Source organism: Acinetobacter calcoaceticus ANC 3811, from assembly GCF_000399665.1.
Classification (GTDB): domain Bacteria; phylum Pseudomonadota; class Gammaproteobacteria; order Pseudomonadales; family Moraxellaceae; genus Acinetobacter; species Acinetobacter calcoaceticus_B.
The window spans coordinates 1,477,248-1,492,492 of the sequence record NZ_KB976986.1; the positions used below are offsets into that span (position 1 = coordinate 1,477,248).

15 protein-coding genes and 1 pseudogene are annotated in these 15,245 nt (G+C 39.7%); 7 read left to right on the top strand and 9 right to left on the bottom strand.

What is annotated here, in order from left to right:
- Complete coding sequence (locus F935_RS08305; RefSeq protein ID WP_000418074.1) at nucleotides 1-666, bottom strand: amino acid ABC transporter permease; 666 nt, start codon at nucleotides 664-666, stop codon at nucleotides 1-3.
- Nucleotides 656-1,315, bottom strand: a complete 660-nt coding sequence (locus F935_RS08310) for an amino acid ABC transporter permease (RefSeq protein WP_016138510.1) — start codon at nucleotides 1,313-1,315, stop codon at nucleotides 656-658. Before F935_RS08310 ends, F935_RS08305 begins: the two co-directional genes overlap by 11 nt.
- A 63-nt stretch (nucleotides 1,316-1,378) precedes the next feature.
- Here F935_RS08310 and F935_RS18340 point away from each other — a divergent pair, with 63 nt between their 5' ends.
- On the top strand, nucleotides 1,379-1,492 hold the full coding sequence (locus tag F935_RS18340; protein ID WP_080645566.1) for a hypothetical protein: 114 nt from the start codon (nucleotides 1,379-1,381) through the stop codon (nucleotides 1,490-1,492).
- Nucleotides 1,493-1,599: 107 nt separating this feature from the next.
- On the opposite strand, the gene F935_RS08315 is transcribed toward F935_RS18340, so the two are convergent.
- Nucleotides 1,600-1,884: a GNAT family N-acetyltransferase gene (locus tag F935_RS08315; RefSeq protein WP_005069864.1), complete on the bottom strand. Its 285-nt coding sequence runs from the start codon at nucleotides 1,882-1,884 to the stop codon at nucleotides 1,600-1,602.
- A 263-nt stretch (nucleotides 1,885-2,147) separates the two neighbouring features.
- On the opposite strand from F935_RS08315, the gene F935_RS08320 reads away from it, so the two are divergent.
- Nucleotides 2,148-3,353: an MFS transporter gene (locus F935_RS08320; RefSeq protein WP_016138511.1), complete on the top strand. Its 1,206-nt coding sequence runs from the start codon at nucleotides 2,148-2,150 to the stop codon at nucleotides 3,351-3,353.
- On the opposite strand, the gene F935_RS08325 is transcribed toward F935_RS08320, so the two are convergent.
- Nucleotides 3,331-4,221, bottom strand: a complete 891-nt coding sequence (locus tag F935_RS08325; RefSeq protein WP_016138512.1) for a LysR family transcriptional regulator — start codon at nucleotides 4,219-4,221, stop codon at nucleotides 3,331-3,333. The two genes, F935_RS08320 and F935_RS08325, sit on opposite strands and share 23 nt — an antisense overlap.
- A gap of 286 nt (nucleotides 4,222-4,507) precedes the next feature.
- Here F935_RS08325 and F935_RS08330 point away from each other — a divergent pair, with 286 nt between their 5' ends.
- Both F935_RS08330 and F935_RS08335 read left to right on the top strand, forming a co-directional pair.
- Nucleotides 4,508-4,984 carry a cyclophilin-like fold protein gene (locus F935_RS08330; RefSeq protein ID WP_016138513.1) on the top strand — a complete coding sequence of 159 codons (477 nt, stop codon included), beginning with the start codon at nucleotides 4,508-4,510 and terminating at the stop codon, nucleotides 4,982-4,984.
- A 45-nt stretch (nucleotides 4,985-5,029) separates the two neighbouring features.
- On the top strand, nucleotides 5,030-6,100 hold the full coding sequence (locus F935_RS08335) for an alpha/beta hydrolase (protein WP_016138514.1): 1,071 nt from the start codon (nucleotides 5,030-5,032) through the stop codon (nucleotides 6,098-6,100).
- Between the two features lie 45 nt (nucleotides 6,101-6,145).
- Here the strand turns inward: F935_RS08335 and F935_RS08340 are convergent, their stop codons facing one another.
- Nucleotides 6,146-7,105, bottom strand: a complete 960-nt coding sequence (locus F935_RS08340; protein WP_016138515.1) for a response regulator transcription factor — start codon at nucleotides 7,103-7,105, stop codon at nucleotides 6,146-6,148.
- Nucleotides 7,102-10,566, bottom strand: a complete 3,465-nt coding sequence (locus F935_RS08345; RefSeq protein ID WP_016138516.1) for a hybrid sensor histidine kinase/response regulator — start codon at nucleotides 10,564-10,566, stop codon at nucleotides 7,102-7,104. The genes F935_RS08340 and F935_RS08345 overlap by 4 nt, the downstream gene beginning before the upstream one ends.
- A 195-nt stretch (nucleotides 10,567-10,761) precedes the next feature.
- Here F935_RS08345 and F935_RS08350 point away from each other — a divergent pair, with 195 nt between their 5' ends.
- On the top strand, nucleotides 10,762-12,378 hold the full coding sequence (locus tag F935_RS08350) for a purine-cytosine permease family protein (protein WP_016138517.1): 1,617 nt from the start codon (nucleotides 10,762-10,764) through the stop codon (nucleotides 12,376-12,378).
- A 57-nt stretch (nucleotides 12,379-12,435) separates the two neighbouring features.
- On the opposite strand, the gene F935_RS08355 is transcribed toward F935_RS08350, so the two are convergent.
- A complete protein-coding gene (locus tag F935_RS08355; protein WP_000376211.1) occupies nucleotides 12,436-12,891 on the bottom strand; it encodes an Lrp/AsnC family transcriptional regulator in 456 nt (151 codons plus the stop codon).
- 156 nt (nucleotides 12,892-13,047) lie between these two features.
- On the opposite strand from F935_RS08355, the gene F935_RS08360 reads away from it, so the two are divergent.
- Nucleotides 13,048-13,659, top strand: coding sequence for a LysE family translocator (locus tag F935_RS08360; protein ID WP_016138518.1), 612 nt, complete (start codon nucleotides 13,048-13,050; stop codon nucleotides 13,657-13,659).
- Nucleotides 13,660-13,729: 70 nt separating this feature from the next.
- On the opposite strand, the gene F935_RS08365 is transcribed toward F935_RS08360, so the two are convergent.
- The gene (locus F935_RS08365; protein WP_016138519.1) at nucleotides 13,730-14,341 is read right to left on the bottom strand and encodes a LexA family protein; all 612 of its coding nucleotides are present in this window, start codon (nucleotides 14,339-14,341) and stop codon (nucleotides 13,730-13,732) included.
- Between the two features lie 287 nt (nucleotides 14,342-14,628).
- Here F935_RS08365 and F935_RS08370 point away from each other — a divergent pair, with 287 nt between their 5' ends.
- A complete protein-coding gene (locus F935_RS08370; protein ID WP_009388226.1) occupies nucleotides 14,629-14,862 on the top strand; it encodes a hypothetical protein in 234 nt (77 codons plus the stop codon).
- Nucleotides 14,863-14,922: 60 nt separating this feature from the next.
- Here F935_RS08370 and F935_RS08375 read toward each other — a convergent pair.
- A pseudogene (locus F935_RS08375) lies at nucleotides 14,923-15,245 on the bottom strand (stress-induced protein); the annotation flags it as partial.

Sequence of the window (15,245 nt, forward strand, 5' to 3'; positions counted from 1 at the left end):
TTACTCCCAGACCTTTTCTAAATGTGCCGCCAAACGAGATAAGGGATAGCAAATCAGAAAATACAAAATAAAAATAAAGCCATAAATCCAAAGAGAAGCGCTTGGCACGGTCAACAGTGAATTTTCAATAATTTGCTGGCCAACTTTAATGACCTCAACCACACCAATCAGGACTGCCAAAGAGCTGGTTTTCACCATTCGGGTAAATAAGTTAATCGCGCCTGGTGTTACTCGTTTTAGACTTTGCGGGAAAATGACATAGACCAAGGCTTGAACATGGGTAAGTCCGAGCGCATAGGCCGAATCGCGTTGATGCTGATCAATTGAAGTAATAGCTGCACGGACCAAATCGCCCATTTCTGCCGTACCCCACAAAACAAATACGACAACGCATACCCACATTGCTGAAAACTGCCAGTTAAACCATGTCGCAAAGCCGAAATAAAACACAAACAGCAAAACTAAAATTGGAATGATTCGAATGGCTTCTAAATACAGACGGCACAGCGATTTAACGACTATATTTTTAGAGGTCATAATGACGCCGAAAACTGTGCCGAAAATTGCAGAGAAAAACACTGAAATAAATGCAATTTTTGCAGTTGCCCAAAGTCCCCACATTAAACGTTCGAGGTGACTCGCTTGAAATAGATAATCAAGTTCCATGGCTCACCTTCCGACTTCTGTGCTCCAGATAACTGGTTAAAATAGACACGGGCAATAAAATAATCAGATAAGCCATGATGAGTAAAAACAAAGCTTCAGTGGTTTTATAGTCCATACCAATTAAGTCTTTAGTGACAAAAAGCAGTTCAACGACAGCAATTGCACTGACCACAGAACTTTCTTTAATCAGAAATAGACAATTTGCCCCTATTGCTGGAATTGAAATAGCCAGTGCTTGAGGAAAAAGGACATATCTAAAAATTTGAATCGGTTGTAGACCAATACTTTTTGCAGAGTCAATCTGCCCTTTTGCAACAGACTGCAAGCCTGCTCGAAAAGCTTCAGCCATATAGCTTCCGCCTAAAAAGGTCAGTCCGATCACACCACAGGCAAAACCATCAATTTTGATACCGAGTTTTGGCAAACCGTAATACAAAAAGAACAGTTGAATTAATAAAGGGGTATTTCGAGATAACTCAATATAGAACTGGGCAATTCTATTTAGCACCCGCACGCGATATGTGATTAAAATGCTGCAAATTAGCCCTACAATAATTGCCAAAATAATGCTGATAATTGAAATTTTCAGCGTGGTCAAAGTTGCAGAGAAAAATTGCGGCAACACACTATGGATATACTGCCAGTTCAAGGAAAATTCCAAAAATAATATTAAAACGTTATAAATATTTAGCTTTCATCAGCCATTAAATATTTGTGCAACGAGTTTATTTTTTTCCCAATTGGTCTAAAACTATTTTTATTAGATAAGCTTTTCTATAAGTTTGATAAATTCGATCTGGCAATCGAAAGCCTTCAAATCAGTTGAGCTCAACCGCTCAAAACCTATTCACTAAAACAAGATGAATAATAAAACCAATAAAAAAAATCGGACACCAAGGCCCGATTTCTATTAAATGACTTGCAATCTATTGCTTACTTTCTAAGTACATCACCAATACTTGGATCTTTATCAAAAACCGATTTAGCATATGGGCAAAGCGGAATCACCTTTACGTCTTTTTCACGAACAAAAGCCACCAAAGCGTCAAGTAATTGGCGACCTACACCTTGTCCCCGATAATTTTCATTCACATCTGTCGCATCAATAATCAGCATGCCTTCGCCTGCCCACGTATAAGTCATTTCACCAGCAACGGTTTCACCATCAAGTAAGCTAAAGCTGCCGTGTTTTGCATCATCTTTTTGTTGAATATTCACAATGAATTCCTCGTATTACGACTCATATTTATTTAGAAATGACTTGGTATAATCTTTATCTATAAGAACAAATCTAAGTGTAAAAAAATAGCCTGTTTTTAGCAGCGAGTCTGTATGCTTTTTAAATACAATTCATGCATAAAACTCATAATTCTATTCGTAATTCAGCGTCTAATCCTCTCAAATCATTACTGTTAAGCTCTGCAACCAGATTTTATTCATTTCATTTATGAAAATTCAATGGTTTTGAGATTGGAACTTTTATGTCTTCTTTTCATCAAATTGAGCAAAGCACATATGAACACTCAACACCTGCCTGGGGTGCCGTCTTTGTAATGTCGCTCTGCTGCGCAGTATTAATTGCATCTGAGTTCATGCCCGTAAGTTTACTCACCCCCATCTCTTCAGATTTAAATATGAGTGAAGGCCAAGTAGGTCAAGCAATCGCAATTTCTGGTATTTTTGCTGTGATGACCAGCCTGTCTATTAGTCGTGTATTTAAGGCATGGGACCGACGCCATATCATTTTATTACTCACCCTACTGATGATTGCCTCGGGCATAGTCATTACATTTGCCCATTCTGCGGCTTTGTTTATGTTGGGTCGTGCAATCTTAGGCGTAGTTATTGGTGGTTTTTGGGCCATGTCGACATCAATTGTTATGCGACTCGTTCCTCCGCTTTCAGTACCTAAAGCACTCGGTTTATTAAATGGGGGAAATGCTCTAGCCACCACAATTGCAGCACCATTAGGAAGTTTTTTAGGTTCAATTATTGGCTGGCGTGGTGCTTTTTTCTGTATTGTCCCCATCGCGATTGTTGCACTTATTTGGCAATTTAAAAGTATGCCCTCTCTTCCTGCAATATTGTCGGCCGAGAAATCTAAGAATCCATTTGGTTTACTAAAACGCCCAATTGTACTTTATGGGATGACAGGAATTTTATTGCTGTTTATGGGCCAATTTGCGCTATTTACCTATCTACGCCCATTTCTAGAAACTGTTACTCATGTGGATGCGACAATGCTATCCATTTTATTATTAATATTAGGTTTAGCAGGTTTAATCGGTACTTTTGTAATTAGTTTAATCCTTCACCAACATGTTTATCGTTATCTGATTCTTATTCCATTGATCATGGCAGCGATTGCTGGAGCTTTTGTGTTTGGTGGTGAGCATTTATGGTTCGTTGCCATATTGATGGGTTTATGGGGCTTTATTGGAACGTCGGCACCTGTTGCATGGAATACATGGCTTGCCCAAACACTACATCAAGATGCCGAAATTGGTGGTGGTTTGATGGTTGCGATTATTCAATTTGCAATTACTCTAGGCGCAACTATAGGCGGATTATTATATGACTCACATGGTTATAGCGCCACGTTCTATATGAGCGCAACTATCTTGCTATTAGGCGCGATTACTGCTTATGTTACATGGCGGAATGCTACTCACGTAACACATCAATAACCAATCGTAATGCAGGTGAAAGTTGTCTGCGATGTGGATAATACAAGTGGTATCCGGGAAACTGGATACTGTACTCTGCCAAAACTTGAATTAGCTTCCCCTCTTTTAGATCTTCTCGAATCAAATCTTCTGGAATATAAGCCAGTCCAAATCCGGCCCGAACAGCTTGTGCAATTTCATAACTTTCATTAAATATCCATTGCCCCTGAATTTTAACTTTTGTTTCTTGACCATCTTTCACAAACTCCCACGCATACACACTGCCTTGAGTCGTTAAACGATAGCCAATACATTGATGATTTATTAAATCTTTAGGGGTATTAGGAATTCCATATTGTTCAAAATATGCTGGTGTTGCTATTACCGCCATTTTGACATCTGGACTAATACGTACTGCAATCATGCCATCAGCTACGCGGCTTCCGAAACGAACGCCTGCATCAAAGCGTTCTGCCACAATATCAACCATGCCGCTATAGGCAGTCACTTCTACTTGTACATCTGGGTAATCACCAGCAATCTTTTTAAGTTTTGGAATCAGCACTTCCCGTATCGCATGACTGCTAGCATTAATCCGAACCGTACCAGCGGGTTGATCCCGAAATGATGTTAAAAGTGATAATTCATTATCTATTTGGTCAAAACTGGCACTAATTGTTTGTTTCAACCGTTCGCCTGCTGCTGTAGGCGAAACGCTACGTGTGGTTCTGGTCAGGAGCAACATTCCCAAACGTTCTTCTAACCCCCGAATCGTATGGCTTAGCGCAGATTGTGAAATTCCCATTTTCCCTGCGGCCTTAGTAAAACTACCCTCTCGTGCCACCATTAAAAAAGCATAAAGATCATTATAGTTTTCTTTATTTATCATCTGCTTTTATCTCTGTTCAAGGTTCAATCTCATTATAAAGGATAAAACTATTCATGAATATTACTCATAAGTCCATGTTTGTTTTTTAGACTAATTATTAAAAAGAAGATTCGTTAAAATCCATATCAAGCAGTAAACATGAAGATTTAAATAAACTGAAGCGATTATTATGAGTCATTTTATTATTGTAAAAAATTAATAAATTCCACTCATATCTTTACGTTAAACGCTAAATAGCTTCATTGCATTTATGTGCTTTTTTCTTAAAGAAGTGAGGTGATTTGATATGGCTAATCATAATTTTTTTAAAGGTTTAGTCAGCCTATGTGTTTTGTTCTCAGTTACTTCCACCTCTTATGCATTAAAGCCTCAAGGTAAAAATCAACAAAGGGTATCGATGATGAAAATCCGTATTGATATTGATGGAACACAGCAACCACTATTTGGCACATTAGCTATAACACCTACTGTTGAAGATTTTGCCAAGCAGCTTCCACTGACATTAACACTTAAAGATTATGACTCTACTGAAAAAATAGCTGATCTACCCACCAAGCTAACTGTGCAAAATTCGCCTCATGGTTATGCGGGCAAGGCTGGTGATCTTACTTATTATGCTCCGTGGGGTAATCTGGCTTTTTTCTATAAAGACTCAGCCGTTGGTTACGCGAATGGCCTCATTTTTCTTGGGAAACTTGATGCTATTCCCCAAGCATTCAAGCAAAAACAACCCATCAAAATTTCAATTTCCCAAATCGAATAAGCATCCATCTATTCACCCATTCACATTGTTTAAATTGAGGTATTTATGACTACATCTCCCTTTTTTAAAAAGCTTAAAACCCATACAGCAGCGGCAATTTGTGCAGCAACAATTGGATTGTTTTCTTCAACTTCAGCTATGGCAGCAGACATGAGTAACGGCGCGAATAATTTTTATCAAAGCCAACAAGTGACTATTCAAAAAGTGACTTTTAAAAATCAGTACAACATGAACGTGGTTGGGAACTTAGTGATTCCTAAAAACTTCAATAAAAATAGTAAAAGTCCTGCAATTATTGTAGGTCACCCTATGGGTGCTGTGAAAGAACAGAGTTCTATGCTTTATGCACAAAAATTAGCTGAGCAAGGGTTTATTACCCTAGCAATTGACCTACCTTACTGGGGTGAAAGTGAAGGTGAACCTCGAAATCTAGTTGCCCCAGACATTTATGCAGAAGCGTTTAGTGCGGCTGTAGATTATTTAGGAACTCGATCTTTTATTGACCCTAATAACATTGGTGTATTAGGTATTTGTGGAAGCGGTAGCTTTGTCATTAGCGCCGCAAAAATTGACCCGCGTATGAAAGCGATAGCAACTGTCAGCATGTATGATATGGGCGCAGCAAACCGGAATGGTCTACGTCACTCACAAACCTTAGAGCAAAGAAAGCAAATTATTGCAGAAGCCGCTACGCAGCGTTATGTTGAATTTAAAGGTGGTGAAACAAAATATACCAGCGGGACTACGCATGAGCTAACAGCAGATACACACCCTATTCAACGCGAATTTTATGACTTTTATCGTACTCCACGCGGAGAATATACGCCTAAAGGCTCATCGAGAGAGCTTACAACCCACCCAACTCTCACAAGTAATGTCAAATTTTTAAACTTCTATCCATTTAACGACATTGAAACGATTTCACCACGTCCAATGCTATTTATTACGGGTGATCAGGCCCACTCAAAAGAGTTTAGTGAGGAAGCTTATAAACTCGCAGGTCAACCTAAAGAGCTTTACTACGTTAAAGGCGCTGGACATGTCGATTTATATGATCGAGTCGATCTCATTCCATTTAATAAATTAACCAGTTTCTTTAAACAGAACTTGAAGTAATACAGATGATAGAGGCTCAACACGGGCCTCTATTTTTAAATGAACTTAATGAAACTCTTGTACTAGGCTATTAATATGCGCTACGGCAGCAGTTCGATTTTCAACGCAAAGTTTTTCAAAAACATGCTCTAAATGTTTGTTTACCGTCCGTGGACTCAGCTCCAATATTTCTGCAATATCTTTATTGGTTTTCCCTAACAACAACCAGTGCATGACTTCGGCCTCACGTTGAGTCAACTGCGGGCAATATTTCAAAATATCATTCATTTCCAAGGCAGGTGTAGATGTCTTGATCTGGATAAGATAATTTTTTGCTACGCTCGTTTCAGTTTCCCACGGCGTGAGCAATAAAAGCTGTAATTGCTGAGATGATGTTGAATAAGAACAGCTGGTTAATTTTTTGGAGTCTTTTTCATGTTCTAAATCTGAAAACCAAGCTTTTAAACCTGCCTCAAAACCGTCTAATTCAGGTAAATATTGATTCAGTAAATCACTGGCTTTTTGAGTTTTCCAAACAATTTTACCGTGAACATCTAGTGCGAGAATTGCTGTTTCCGTTGCATCAATCACCTGTTTTTGTTGTTGCAATAGTTTGGCATGTGCCAAATGTGTTTTTACCCTCGCTAATACTTCTTCAATATTTAGTGGCTTAGTCACATAGTCTACCCCGCCGACCTGAAAACCACGCACAATATGCTCTGTTTCTGACAAGCCTGTCATAAAAATGACGGGAATAAACTGCGTAATCGGACTCGCTTTAAGCTGTATACAACTTTCAAAACCGTCCATATGTGGCATATTGCCATCAAGTAAAACCATATCTGGTAAGCATCGGTGGGCAATTTCAATGGCGCTTAACCCATCGGTTGTGACAAGCACGCGATAACCTGCCTGATCCAGACTTTCATGTAGCAAGCCTAAATTTTCCGGCACATCATCCACAATCAGAATAACAGCCTGCTCGTTTGGCGAAGCTTGCTGAAAAGAAACATATTGCGTACTCATTGCTTATCCTGAATTAATCGTTGGGCGTGTTTTAAATCAAACTTTTGTATAGCCTGTTCAAGCTGTTCCCATAACTCGTTGTGCTCCGGAAAATTTTGACGACATTGCGTTAAAGTCTGTTGAATTCCACGAATATACCCCTGCCCAATCAAATCATTTAATTGCTGGAAGCTTTGCGGTAAATCGAGCAGATCGTTATTTTCCAGTTGTTTGACTGGTGTATAAATAGTAGCTTGCTCTTGCTTAAAAACGTTTATATTAAGTGATTGAACTTCATTATTTTCAAGATGTGTCTCTGATTTAGAATCAATCCATAGCAAACCTAATTTGTCTCCAATTTTACTCAGCAACAAATTCAGGTCGATTGGTTTTAGCATAAAGTCTTCACTTAAGACTGCATCTTGTGGATTGACTTCGCGCTCGCCTGCATTGGCGGAAATAATTAAGATCGGCACATTGGTAATATTATTCTGACGTAATAATCTCGCTGTTTCCCACCCGCCCATCAAAGGCATATTTAAATCCATCAAAATCAGGTTAGGTTGAAAAATAGGTACACGTCTTAAACAGTCAATGCCCGACTCGGCTTCTTCAATAATGAATCCTAACGGTTTTAGAAAATTAGCGACTAAACCTCGGTCCACCGCTTCATTATCGACAACCAAAATTCGTTTTCGCTCACCTTGGTAGCCTGTAATTTGGTTAGAGTAAACATTAGAAATCGGATGAACTACTTCTTTTGAAGGTAAATAAAACTTAATCTTAAACTGCGAACCCTGATTGAGCTGACTAGTCACAGATAGCTGTCCGCCGAGTAAATCGACCAACAATTTTACAATCGGTAGTCCGAGCCCTGTTCCAGTAAATCCACCTTGCACTACATTGCTGCCCCGTTCAAACGGGTTAAAGATTCGCTCTAAATCTGCCTCGGCAATACCACAGCCCGTATCTCTAATTTCAAAATAAGCCGTTTGAAAACGGTACTCGACTTTCAAGGTAATTGTGCCGCTCATCGTAAACTTTAAAGCATTACCCAGTAAATTGATGAGCACTTGTTCTAAGCGTTTTTTATCAGTACGGACATAGTGCGGTAGGTTCTCTCCAATTTCATAAACAAACTGTAAATTTTTCTGTTCAAACTGAGGCTGAAACATTTGAATAATCTGTTCAATAAAATTGGGGAAATGAACGTCCACCACATTTAAAGAAATTTTGCCCGTTTCAATTCGTGCTAAATCTAATAAACCGTCAATCAGTGAAGTTAGATGTTGCCCACTACGGCTAATCACCCCGAGCGCCATTTTGCCTTGTTCTGAAAGCTGCTCTTGTTTCTGAAGTAATTGGCTATAGCCCAAAATACTATTTAGAGGCGTTCTTAGTTCGTGGCTAATGCCAATGACATAACGACTTTTTGCATCATTTGCTCGCTCTGCTGAAATTCTGGCATCTTGCAGGTCTTTTGAGGTGACTTCATGAGCAGCAATTTCATCAAACAATAAAGCCGTTTGTTGATGCGTCTCGATTTCGGCATTACGACGGCTTTCATCGTTTAACACTAACCACCATGCAGCAACACTCATTAATAAAAATAAAATGGTGTAAATTTTAACAAATAGCGTAAATAACTGAGGAACGGCTGCCGCATTTACCGTTTCTAAATAGGTTTTTTCTTGGATATAAACCAGACTCAAGCTCACTGCCAAAACAATAGACAGCCCTAGAGTTAGTAATAAATATAAACTGACCCTGCTATTTAAACGGCTGGCCCAACGTTCAGGTAGATAGTACCAAATGGCTTTTTTAAGTTGTACTGACCAACGTGCATCGGGTTTACATAAATCGTGGCAGCGTGCTTCAAGTGAACAGCATAAAGAACAAATCGTACCGCTATAGGCTGGGCATCCCGCCATATCTGCAAATTCATAGTCCCTTTCACACACAACACAGTTAGCAACCGAAGTCGCCTGAATTTTTTCAGGCTGGCGTGCAATGTAATATTTGCCTTTGGTTAAGTAAGCAATAACAGGAACACATAACACCGCACTCCCCAAAGCAATAAAACTTGCTAAACCTTTTGCCATGAGTCCGAAAAAGCCCAAATAACTCAGCATCGATAAAACTGAAGCAATCAGTAAAGCACCCACACCTACGGGGTTAATGTCATATAAATAAGCACGGCGAAATTCAATTCCCTTTGGGCTTAAACCTAAAGGTTTACAGATAATTAAATCGGCAACAACGGCGCCAATCCATGCCAAAGCAATATTGCTATATAGCCCCAAAATGCGTTCAACCGCATGGCTAATCCCCATTTCCATCAAAACAATGGCAATAAAAACATTAAAAAGAAGCCAGACAATTCGCCCCGGATGGCTATGAGTTAAGCGGGCAAAAAAGTTTGACCATGCCAATGAGCCAGCGTAGGCATTGGTCATATTAATTTTAATTTGCGCCAAGCAAACCAGTGCTAAAGTCAGGATTAAAGCAAGCTGAGGGTTTGGAATAAACTGTTGATAGGCAACCCAATACAGATAAGTCGGATTGTCTAGTTCAGAGACAGGAATGAACAGCTGAAAAGCCAACACCATCAGCAGCATGCCCATCAAAACTTTTAGAAAACCAAAAATAATCCAAGATGGCCCACCTAAAAAAACGGCAAAACGCCACGCAGTTCTATTTTTTTCTTGTTGGGGTAAAAAACGTAAATAGTCAGCTTGCTCACCAATTTGGATCACAAATGAAAAAATAAGAGTGCACGCCGCACCAAAGTAATACAAATTGAAATCGGTCGAGTTTGAAACCGCACCAACAAAATGCAGGCTACTACTTAAAATTTGTGGTTGTTTCCAAAGTACAAAAAACCACGGCAATAACAGCAATAAGAGCCAGATTGGCTGAGTGATTGCCTGAACTTTGTTAATAAAACCAATACCTTTGACCACTAAAGGCAAAATTACTAACGCAGAAATTAAGTAACCAATAACTTGTGGAATACCTAAAGCCAGCTCAAGTGCCATCGCCATAATTGCGGCTTCAAACGCAAGCAAAATAAAGGTAAAGCTGGCATAAATTAGAGATGTAATGGTCGAGCCAATGTAGCCAAAACCTGCACCACGAGTAAGCAGATCGACGTCTACATTATATTTTGCAGCGTAGTAACTAATCGGCCAACTGGTTAAAAATATGATGGTACATACGACTATTGCTGCCCAGACTGCATTGCTAAAGCCATACTGCCAAAGCATGGTTGCCCCAATGGCTTCCATAGCCAAAAAGCTAACGGTCGAAATTGCGGTGTTGGTCACGGTCCAAGGTGACCATTTTCTTACTGAGGTAGGTGCATAGCGGAGCGCATAATCTTCGATACTTTCATCTGCCACCCAAATATTATATTCACGGCGTGTTTTGATCACACGTTGTGGCGCTTGTTGGGGGCGTGAAGAATCTGGCATAACACTCATGTTTTGGATGGGGCTGCATTAAACCCAGCAATCCTTATGCCAAAAGTCATTTATCATGGCGATTTTTTCAAATACGCACATATACGCAAAATAACGTATTTTCAATTTTTCCCAAAAATCACACACTCAAAACCATCAAAAAACAATGATCAATATTTGTGTTGATTGACCGAGAATGATTGGGAGATTGATGTTATGAGTGTATCTGAACATCCAAATCTGGACACTGTGCAAGGTACAGATTCACAAAAAGCAGTGAATGAAACCTTAGAAGATTATACTTTACGTTATGCTCCACACAGCTTTCGGCGCTGGAGTCCCAAAGTTGTCGCTATTACTGCACTTGGTGGTATTGCCTATCTTGCTGACTTTTCTATTGGTGCCAGTATTGGTATGTCTTACGGAACAACCAATGCTGTTTTCTCCATTTTATTTGCAGCGATTATTATCTTCTTAACCGGCATTCCTTTAGCCTACTACGCAGCACGCTATAACATCGACCTTGACTTGATTACTCGTGGCGCAGGTTTCGGTTATATCGGCTCGGTCCTGACCAGCATCATTTTCGCCAGTTTCACATTTATTTTCTTTGCCCTTGAAGGTTCAATCATGGCGCAAGGGTTATTACTTGGTTTAGGCATTCCGCTTTGGGCCGGCTATCTCATCTCAACCATTATGGTCATACCGCTGGTGATTTACGGTATGAAAGCCTTGAGTAAATTACAAGTCTGGACCACTCCACTTTGGTTAATTCTGATGATTGGTCCTGTGGCCTATCTGATTTACCAAGAACCAACTTTAGTCAGCCAATTTGCTACTTTTACAGGTAAAGAAGGTTTTGCAACCGTAGACATGGCTGCGATCATGTTGGGTGCTGGTATTTGTTTATCGCTAATCATGCAAATTGGTGAGCAAATTGATTACTTGCGTTTCATGCCTGCGAAAACAAAAGAAAATAGCAAAGAATGGTGGGCTGCCGTAATTTCCGCAGGTCCGGGTTGGGTGATTTTAGGGGCAATCAAACAAATTATTGGGGCATTTTTAGGGTTCTATTTACTCACTAAAATACCGGGTGTAAACAGCACTGAACCTGTTCAACAGTTTAATGCAGCGTTTCATGACATGCTTCCGGGCTGGGCAGCTTTGACACTCGCAGTGTTTTTGGTGGTTATTTCTCAAATTAAAATTAACGTCACCAATGCTTACTCTGGCTCTCTTGCTTGGACAAGTGCCTACACTCGTATGAGTAAACATTATCCGGGTCGTATTGTCTTTGTGATCGTGAACTTAGCAATTGCGCTTGCTTTAATGGAAGGCAACATGTTTGCGGTACTGGGTAAAATCTTAGGGTTCTATTCAAACTTTGCAATTGCATGGGTTGTGGTTGTTGCAACAGACATTTCAATCAACAAATATGTTTTAAAACTTTCACCTAAAGAACCTGAATACCGCCGTGACATGCTCTACAACGTAAACCCTGTCGGTATGGTTGCGTTCCTTGTATCAGCAGGCTTATCAATTGCAGCATTCTTTGGATTATTTGGTAGCTTCTTAGCTCCTTACTCACCACTCATCGCGCTTATACTTGCCTTTGTATTAACACCAATCATGGGTTTATTAACCAAAGGAAAATACTACATCAAGTCACACGATGATGGCATTAAAGAGCCACGTTACGATGCTGAAGGTACACCTGTAGCAACCGTTTATCACTGCCGCGTATGCGAGCAAGGCTACGAGCGCCCAGATATTATGTACTCTCACAAACATAACGGCACGATCTGTTCTTTATGTAAAACACTCGATGCTTAAATACTATCGAAACTAAAAAAGAAGCTTTAAAGCTTCTTTTTTTATATCTGATAATTTTTAGCCAATCGGGAACAAACGTTCAGGCACCACGTCTTTCATCACAATGGTTGAGATGAGTCGTTGCACACTTGGAATAGCAGATAATTTTTCATCATACAAACGTTGAAAAGCAGGTAAATCTTTGGCTACGACATGTAGTAAATAATCTGGCTCACCAAACAAACGCTGCGCCTGAATAATTTGTGGAATATCAATTACGGCATTTTCAAACTTCTCGACTGCCTGTTTATCACCTTCTTTGAGCGTAATAAAAACAATCGCTGAAAACTCAAAACCGACTAAGTTTGGATCGAGTTCTGCCCGATAACCTTTGATGGCTCCCGACTCTTCTAAAGCCTTCACTCGTCTATGACAAGGTGAAATGCTCAAGCCTACTTTTTCTGCCAATTCAGTGATAGATAATCGGCCATTTAATTGCAATTCAGCAAGAATCTTTTTATCTGTGCGATCCATTTAGAAAAATTTACCCCAAATGAGTGTGATATGAGCAAACATTTAAAAGCACATTCTAAATACATGAGCATATTATTTTCAACAAGCTCGAATAAATAGTTTTTTTTGCTAACCCGCGAGCGAAACCTTTGGAAAATAGTTTGCCGAGATAAGCACATGGCTTTTAACATTTTTATTGCATTTTGGAGTGTCTCCATTCTTTTTATTATTACTCCAGGGGCAGACTGGGCCTATGCCATTTCGGCAGGGATTAAAGGCAAAGTCGTTGTACCCGCTGTCGCAGGTATGCTATTTGGGCACTTTATTACGATTTTATTAGTAGCGGCTGGTGTTGGTCTGCTTGTAGCAAATAATCCGACTGCTCTGATGATTCTTACTGTGGCAGGTTCAGCTTATTTGTTATGGATGGGAATAAATTTACTCCTTACCCCTCCTACTCCGAATAAGTCTGGTTCTGAAAAGGCTCAGTCATGGTTGAGCTGGGCAACCAAAGGCGTTTATGTGAGTGGATTAAACCCGAAGGTTTTTTTACTCTTTTTAGCACTGCTTCCTCAATTTATTGACACTACTGCTTCATGGTCAGTGACAACACAAATTCTTGCCTTTGGTGTTGTACACATGATTAGCTGCGCAATTATTTACTTAATGGTGGGGTATGGTTCAGAAGCTATTCTTAAAACCAGACCACAAGCAGCACAATTAGTCGGTCGTTTTTCAGGTGGTTTGATGGTTGTTATCGCAACGTGCTTATTGATTGGACAAATTTAAAAGTCATTCAGCAAAAAGTTACTGACTCACTTTTCGGGTCAGTAACTTGAATAATAAAATATAAGAAAATTTATCTCATTCGTTTGAGGTTATAAGTTACGACTCCCCAAATAACCAGTTCTTGTCCCTCTTCAATATAAATATTTTGATAATCAGGGTTTTCTGCTTTTAGCCAAACTTTAGGTGGTTGAAATTGAGTATCAATCATTAAGCGCTTAACAGTGAAATCATTGTCGATGAGTGCAATCACAATATCGCCAGATTTAGCAGCAATACTACGGTCCACAATAAGCGGATCATTAATATCAATTCCAGCATCTAGCATGGATAAAGAATTGGCTTTAACAATGAAAGTAGCATTTTCATTTCTAATTAAATATTCATTTAAATCGAGTGCTTGCTCAATATCATCTTGCGCTGGCGAAGGAAAACCAGCAGCAACACGTTCAGTTGCCAAAGGAATATGGTAAATTTTATCGTTATTCGGGTGGACCTGTTGTACATTAAGTTTTGAGTTAAAATCGGTCAAGTTATTGGTTTTGACATTATTCAGTAACCAATTTTTGATAAAGTTAACTTGAGACTCGGGAACACGAATCACTTTTGTGGGTTCATTGAACTGTGCTTTGCGTCCGGCATTTTCTCGTACACCGCCATGCTCGAACTCTTTTTTCTTTGGCATATTGCCTCCCTTTTCACTGTTCAAATCCTACACAGACAATGTAACTTGAAAAAGTTACATTTTCAAGTTGACGAAATATTTTTTTTGCATAACAATAAATCCCATGATCAGATTTTAATCCATTTTGCTTTTAACAGGGATGTTTAAACTAAAATGGTAATTTGAAGAAATCAAAACCTGATTAGAAATAGTCTTTAGGACTGACGGTTTTATGATTTTTATCAAATGAGATTCTGAGCATTTAACATTCTGGTTAAATTCAGTTTTTTGGTATGGAGACATGCGAAATGAAAAATCAACGTGATGCAGTTTTAGGTTATGCAAATGAGCAACATGCCTACTATATTCGCCTGATTGAAAATGATGCGGTTTTGGGTGAAAGCTACGGATTATTCTGTGAAAATCCAGAGAGTGAAGCAGCAGAAAGTATTATGACGACGTTATTCTTAAAAAAATCTTTTTGGTTAAACGGTTCTGAGTACATTGATATTGTGAAAGGACTACAACTGCTCCCACAGTAAAGTAAATAAATTAAAAAACGAAGGAGGCAAAAGCCTCCTTCGTTTTTTAAAACATTTTGCTTAAGACGTAAAACGTCCAGAGGCATCACGTTTTTGATTACGAGAGTTTTGTCCACGGCCATCATCATCGTCGTCACGGCTACGACCACGTCCTCGGCCACTTGAGCGGCTACCGCGATCGTCATCGTCATCGTCATCACGGCTGCGACTACGTCCTCGGCCACCTGAGCGGCTACCACGATCGTCATCATCATCGTCGTCACGGCTGCGACTACGTCCTCGGCCACTTGAGCGGCTACCGCGATCGTCATCATCATCGTCATCACGACTACGACCTCGGCCTCGGCCACCTGAACGGCTACCACGATCATCATCATCGTCAT

What these genes read in the sequence shown, in the direction of transcription:
- F935_RS08350 (WP_016138517.1), top strand. Translation starts at nt 10,762, where the DNA reads ATGAGTGTATCTGAACATCCAAATCTGGACACTGTGCAAGGTACAGAT.
- F935_RS08320 (WP_016138511.1), top strand. Translation starts at nt 2,148, where the DNA reads ATGTCTTCTTTTCATCAAATTGAGCAAAGCACATATGAACACTCAACA.
- F935_RS08360 (WP_016138518.1), top strand. Translation starts at nt 13,048, where the DNA reads ATGGCTTTTAACATTTTTATTGCATTTTGGAGTGTCTCCATTCTTTTT.
- F935_RS08335 (WP_016138514.1), top strand. Translation starts at nt 5,030, where the DNA reads ATGACTACATCTCCCTTTTTTAAAAAGCTTAAAACCCATACAGCAGCG.
- F935_RS08325 (WP_016138512.1), bottom strand. Translation starts at nt 4,221, where the DNA reads ATGATAAATAAAGAAAACTATAATGATCTTTATGCTTTTTTAATGGTG.
- F935_RS08330 (WP_016138513.1), top strand. Translation starts at nt 4,508, where the DNA reads ATGGCTAATCATAATTTTTTTAAAGGTTTAGTCAGCCTATGTGTTTTG.
- F935_RS08340 (WP_016138515.1), bottom strand. Translation starts at nt 7,105, where the DNA reads ATGAGTACGCAATATGTTTCTTTTCAGCAAGCTTCGCCAAACGAGCAG.
- F935_RS08370 (WP_009388226.1), top strand. Translation starts at nt 14,629, where the DNA reads ATGAAAAATCAACGTGATGCAGTTTTAGGTTATGCAAATGAGCAACAT.
- F935_RS08345 (WP_016138516.1), bottom strand. Translation starts at nt 10,566, where the DNA reads ATGAGTGTTATGCCAGATTCTTCACGCCCCCAACAAGCGCCACAACGT.
- F935_RS08355 (WP_000376211.1), bottom strand. Translation starts at nt 12,891, where the DNA reads ATGGATCGCACAGATAAAAAGATTCTTGCTGAATTGCAATTAAATGGC.
- F935_RS08305 (WP_000418074.1), bottom strand. Translation starts at nt 666, where the DNA reads ATGGAACTTGATTATCTATTTCAAGCGAGTCACCTCGAACGTTTAATG.
- F935_RS08365 (WP_016138519.1), bottom strand. Translation starts at nt 14,341, where the DNA reads ATGCCAAAGAAAAAAGAGTTCGAGCATGGCGGTGTACGAGAAAATGCC.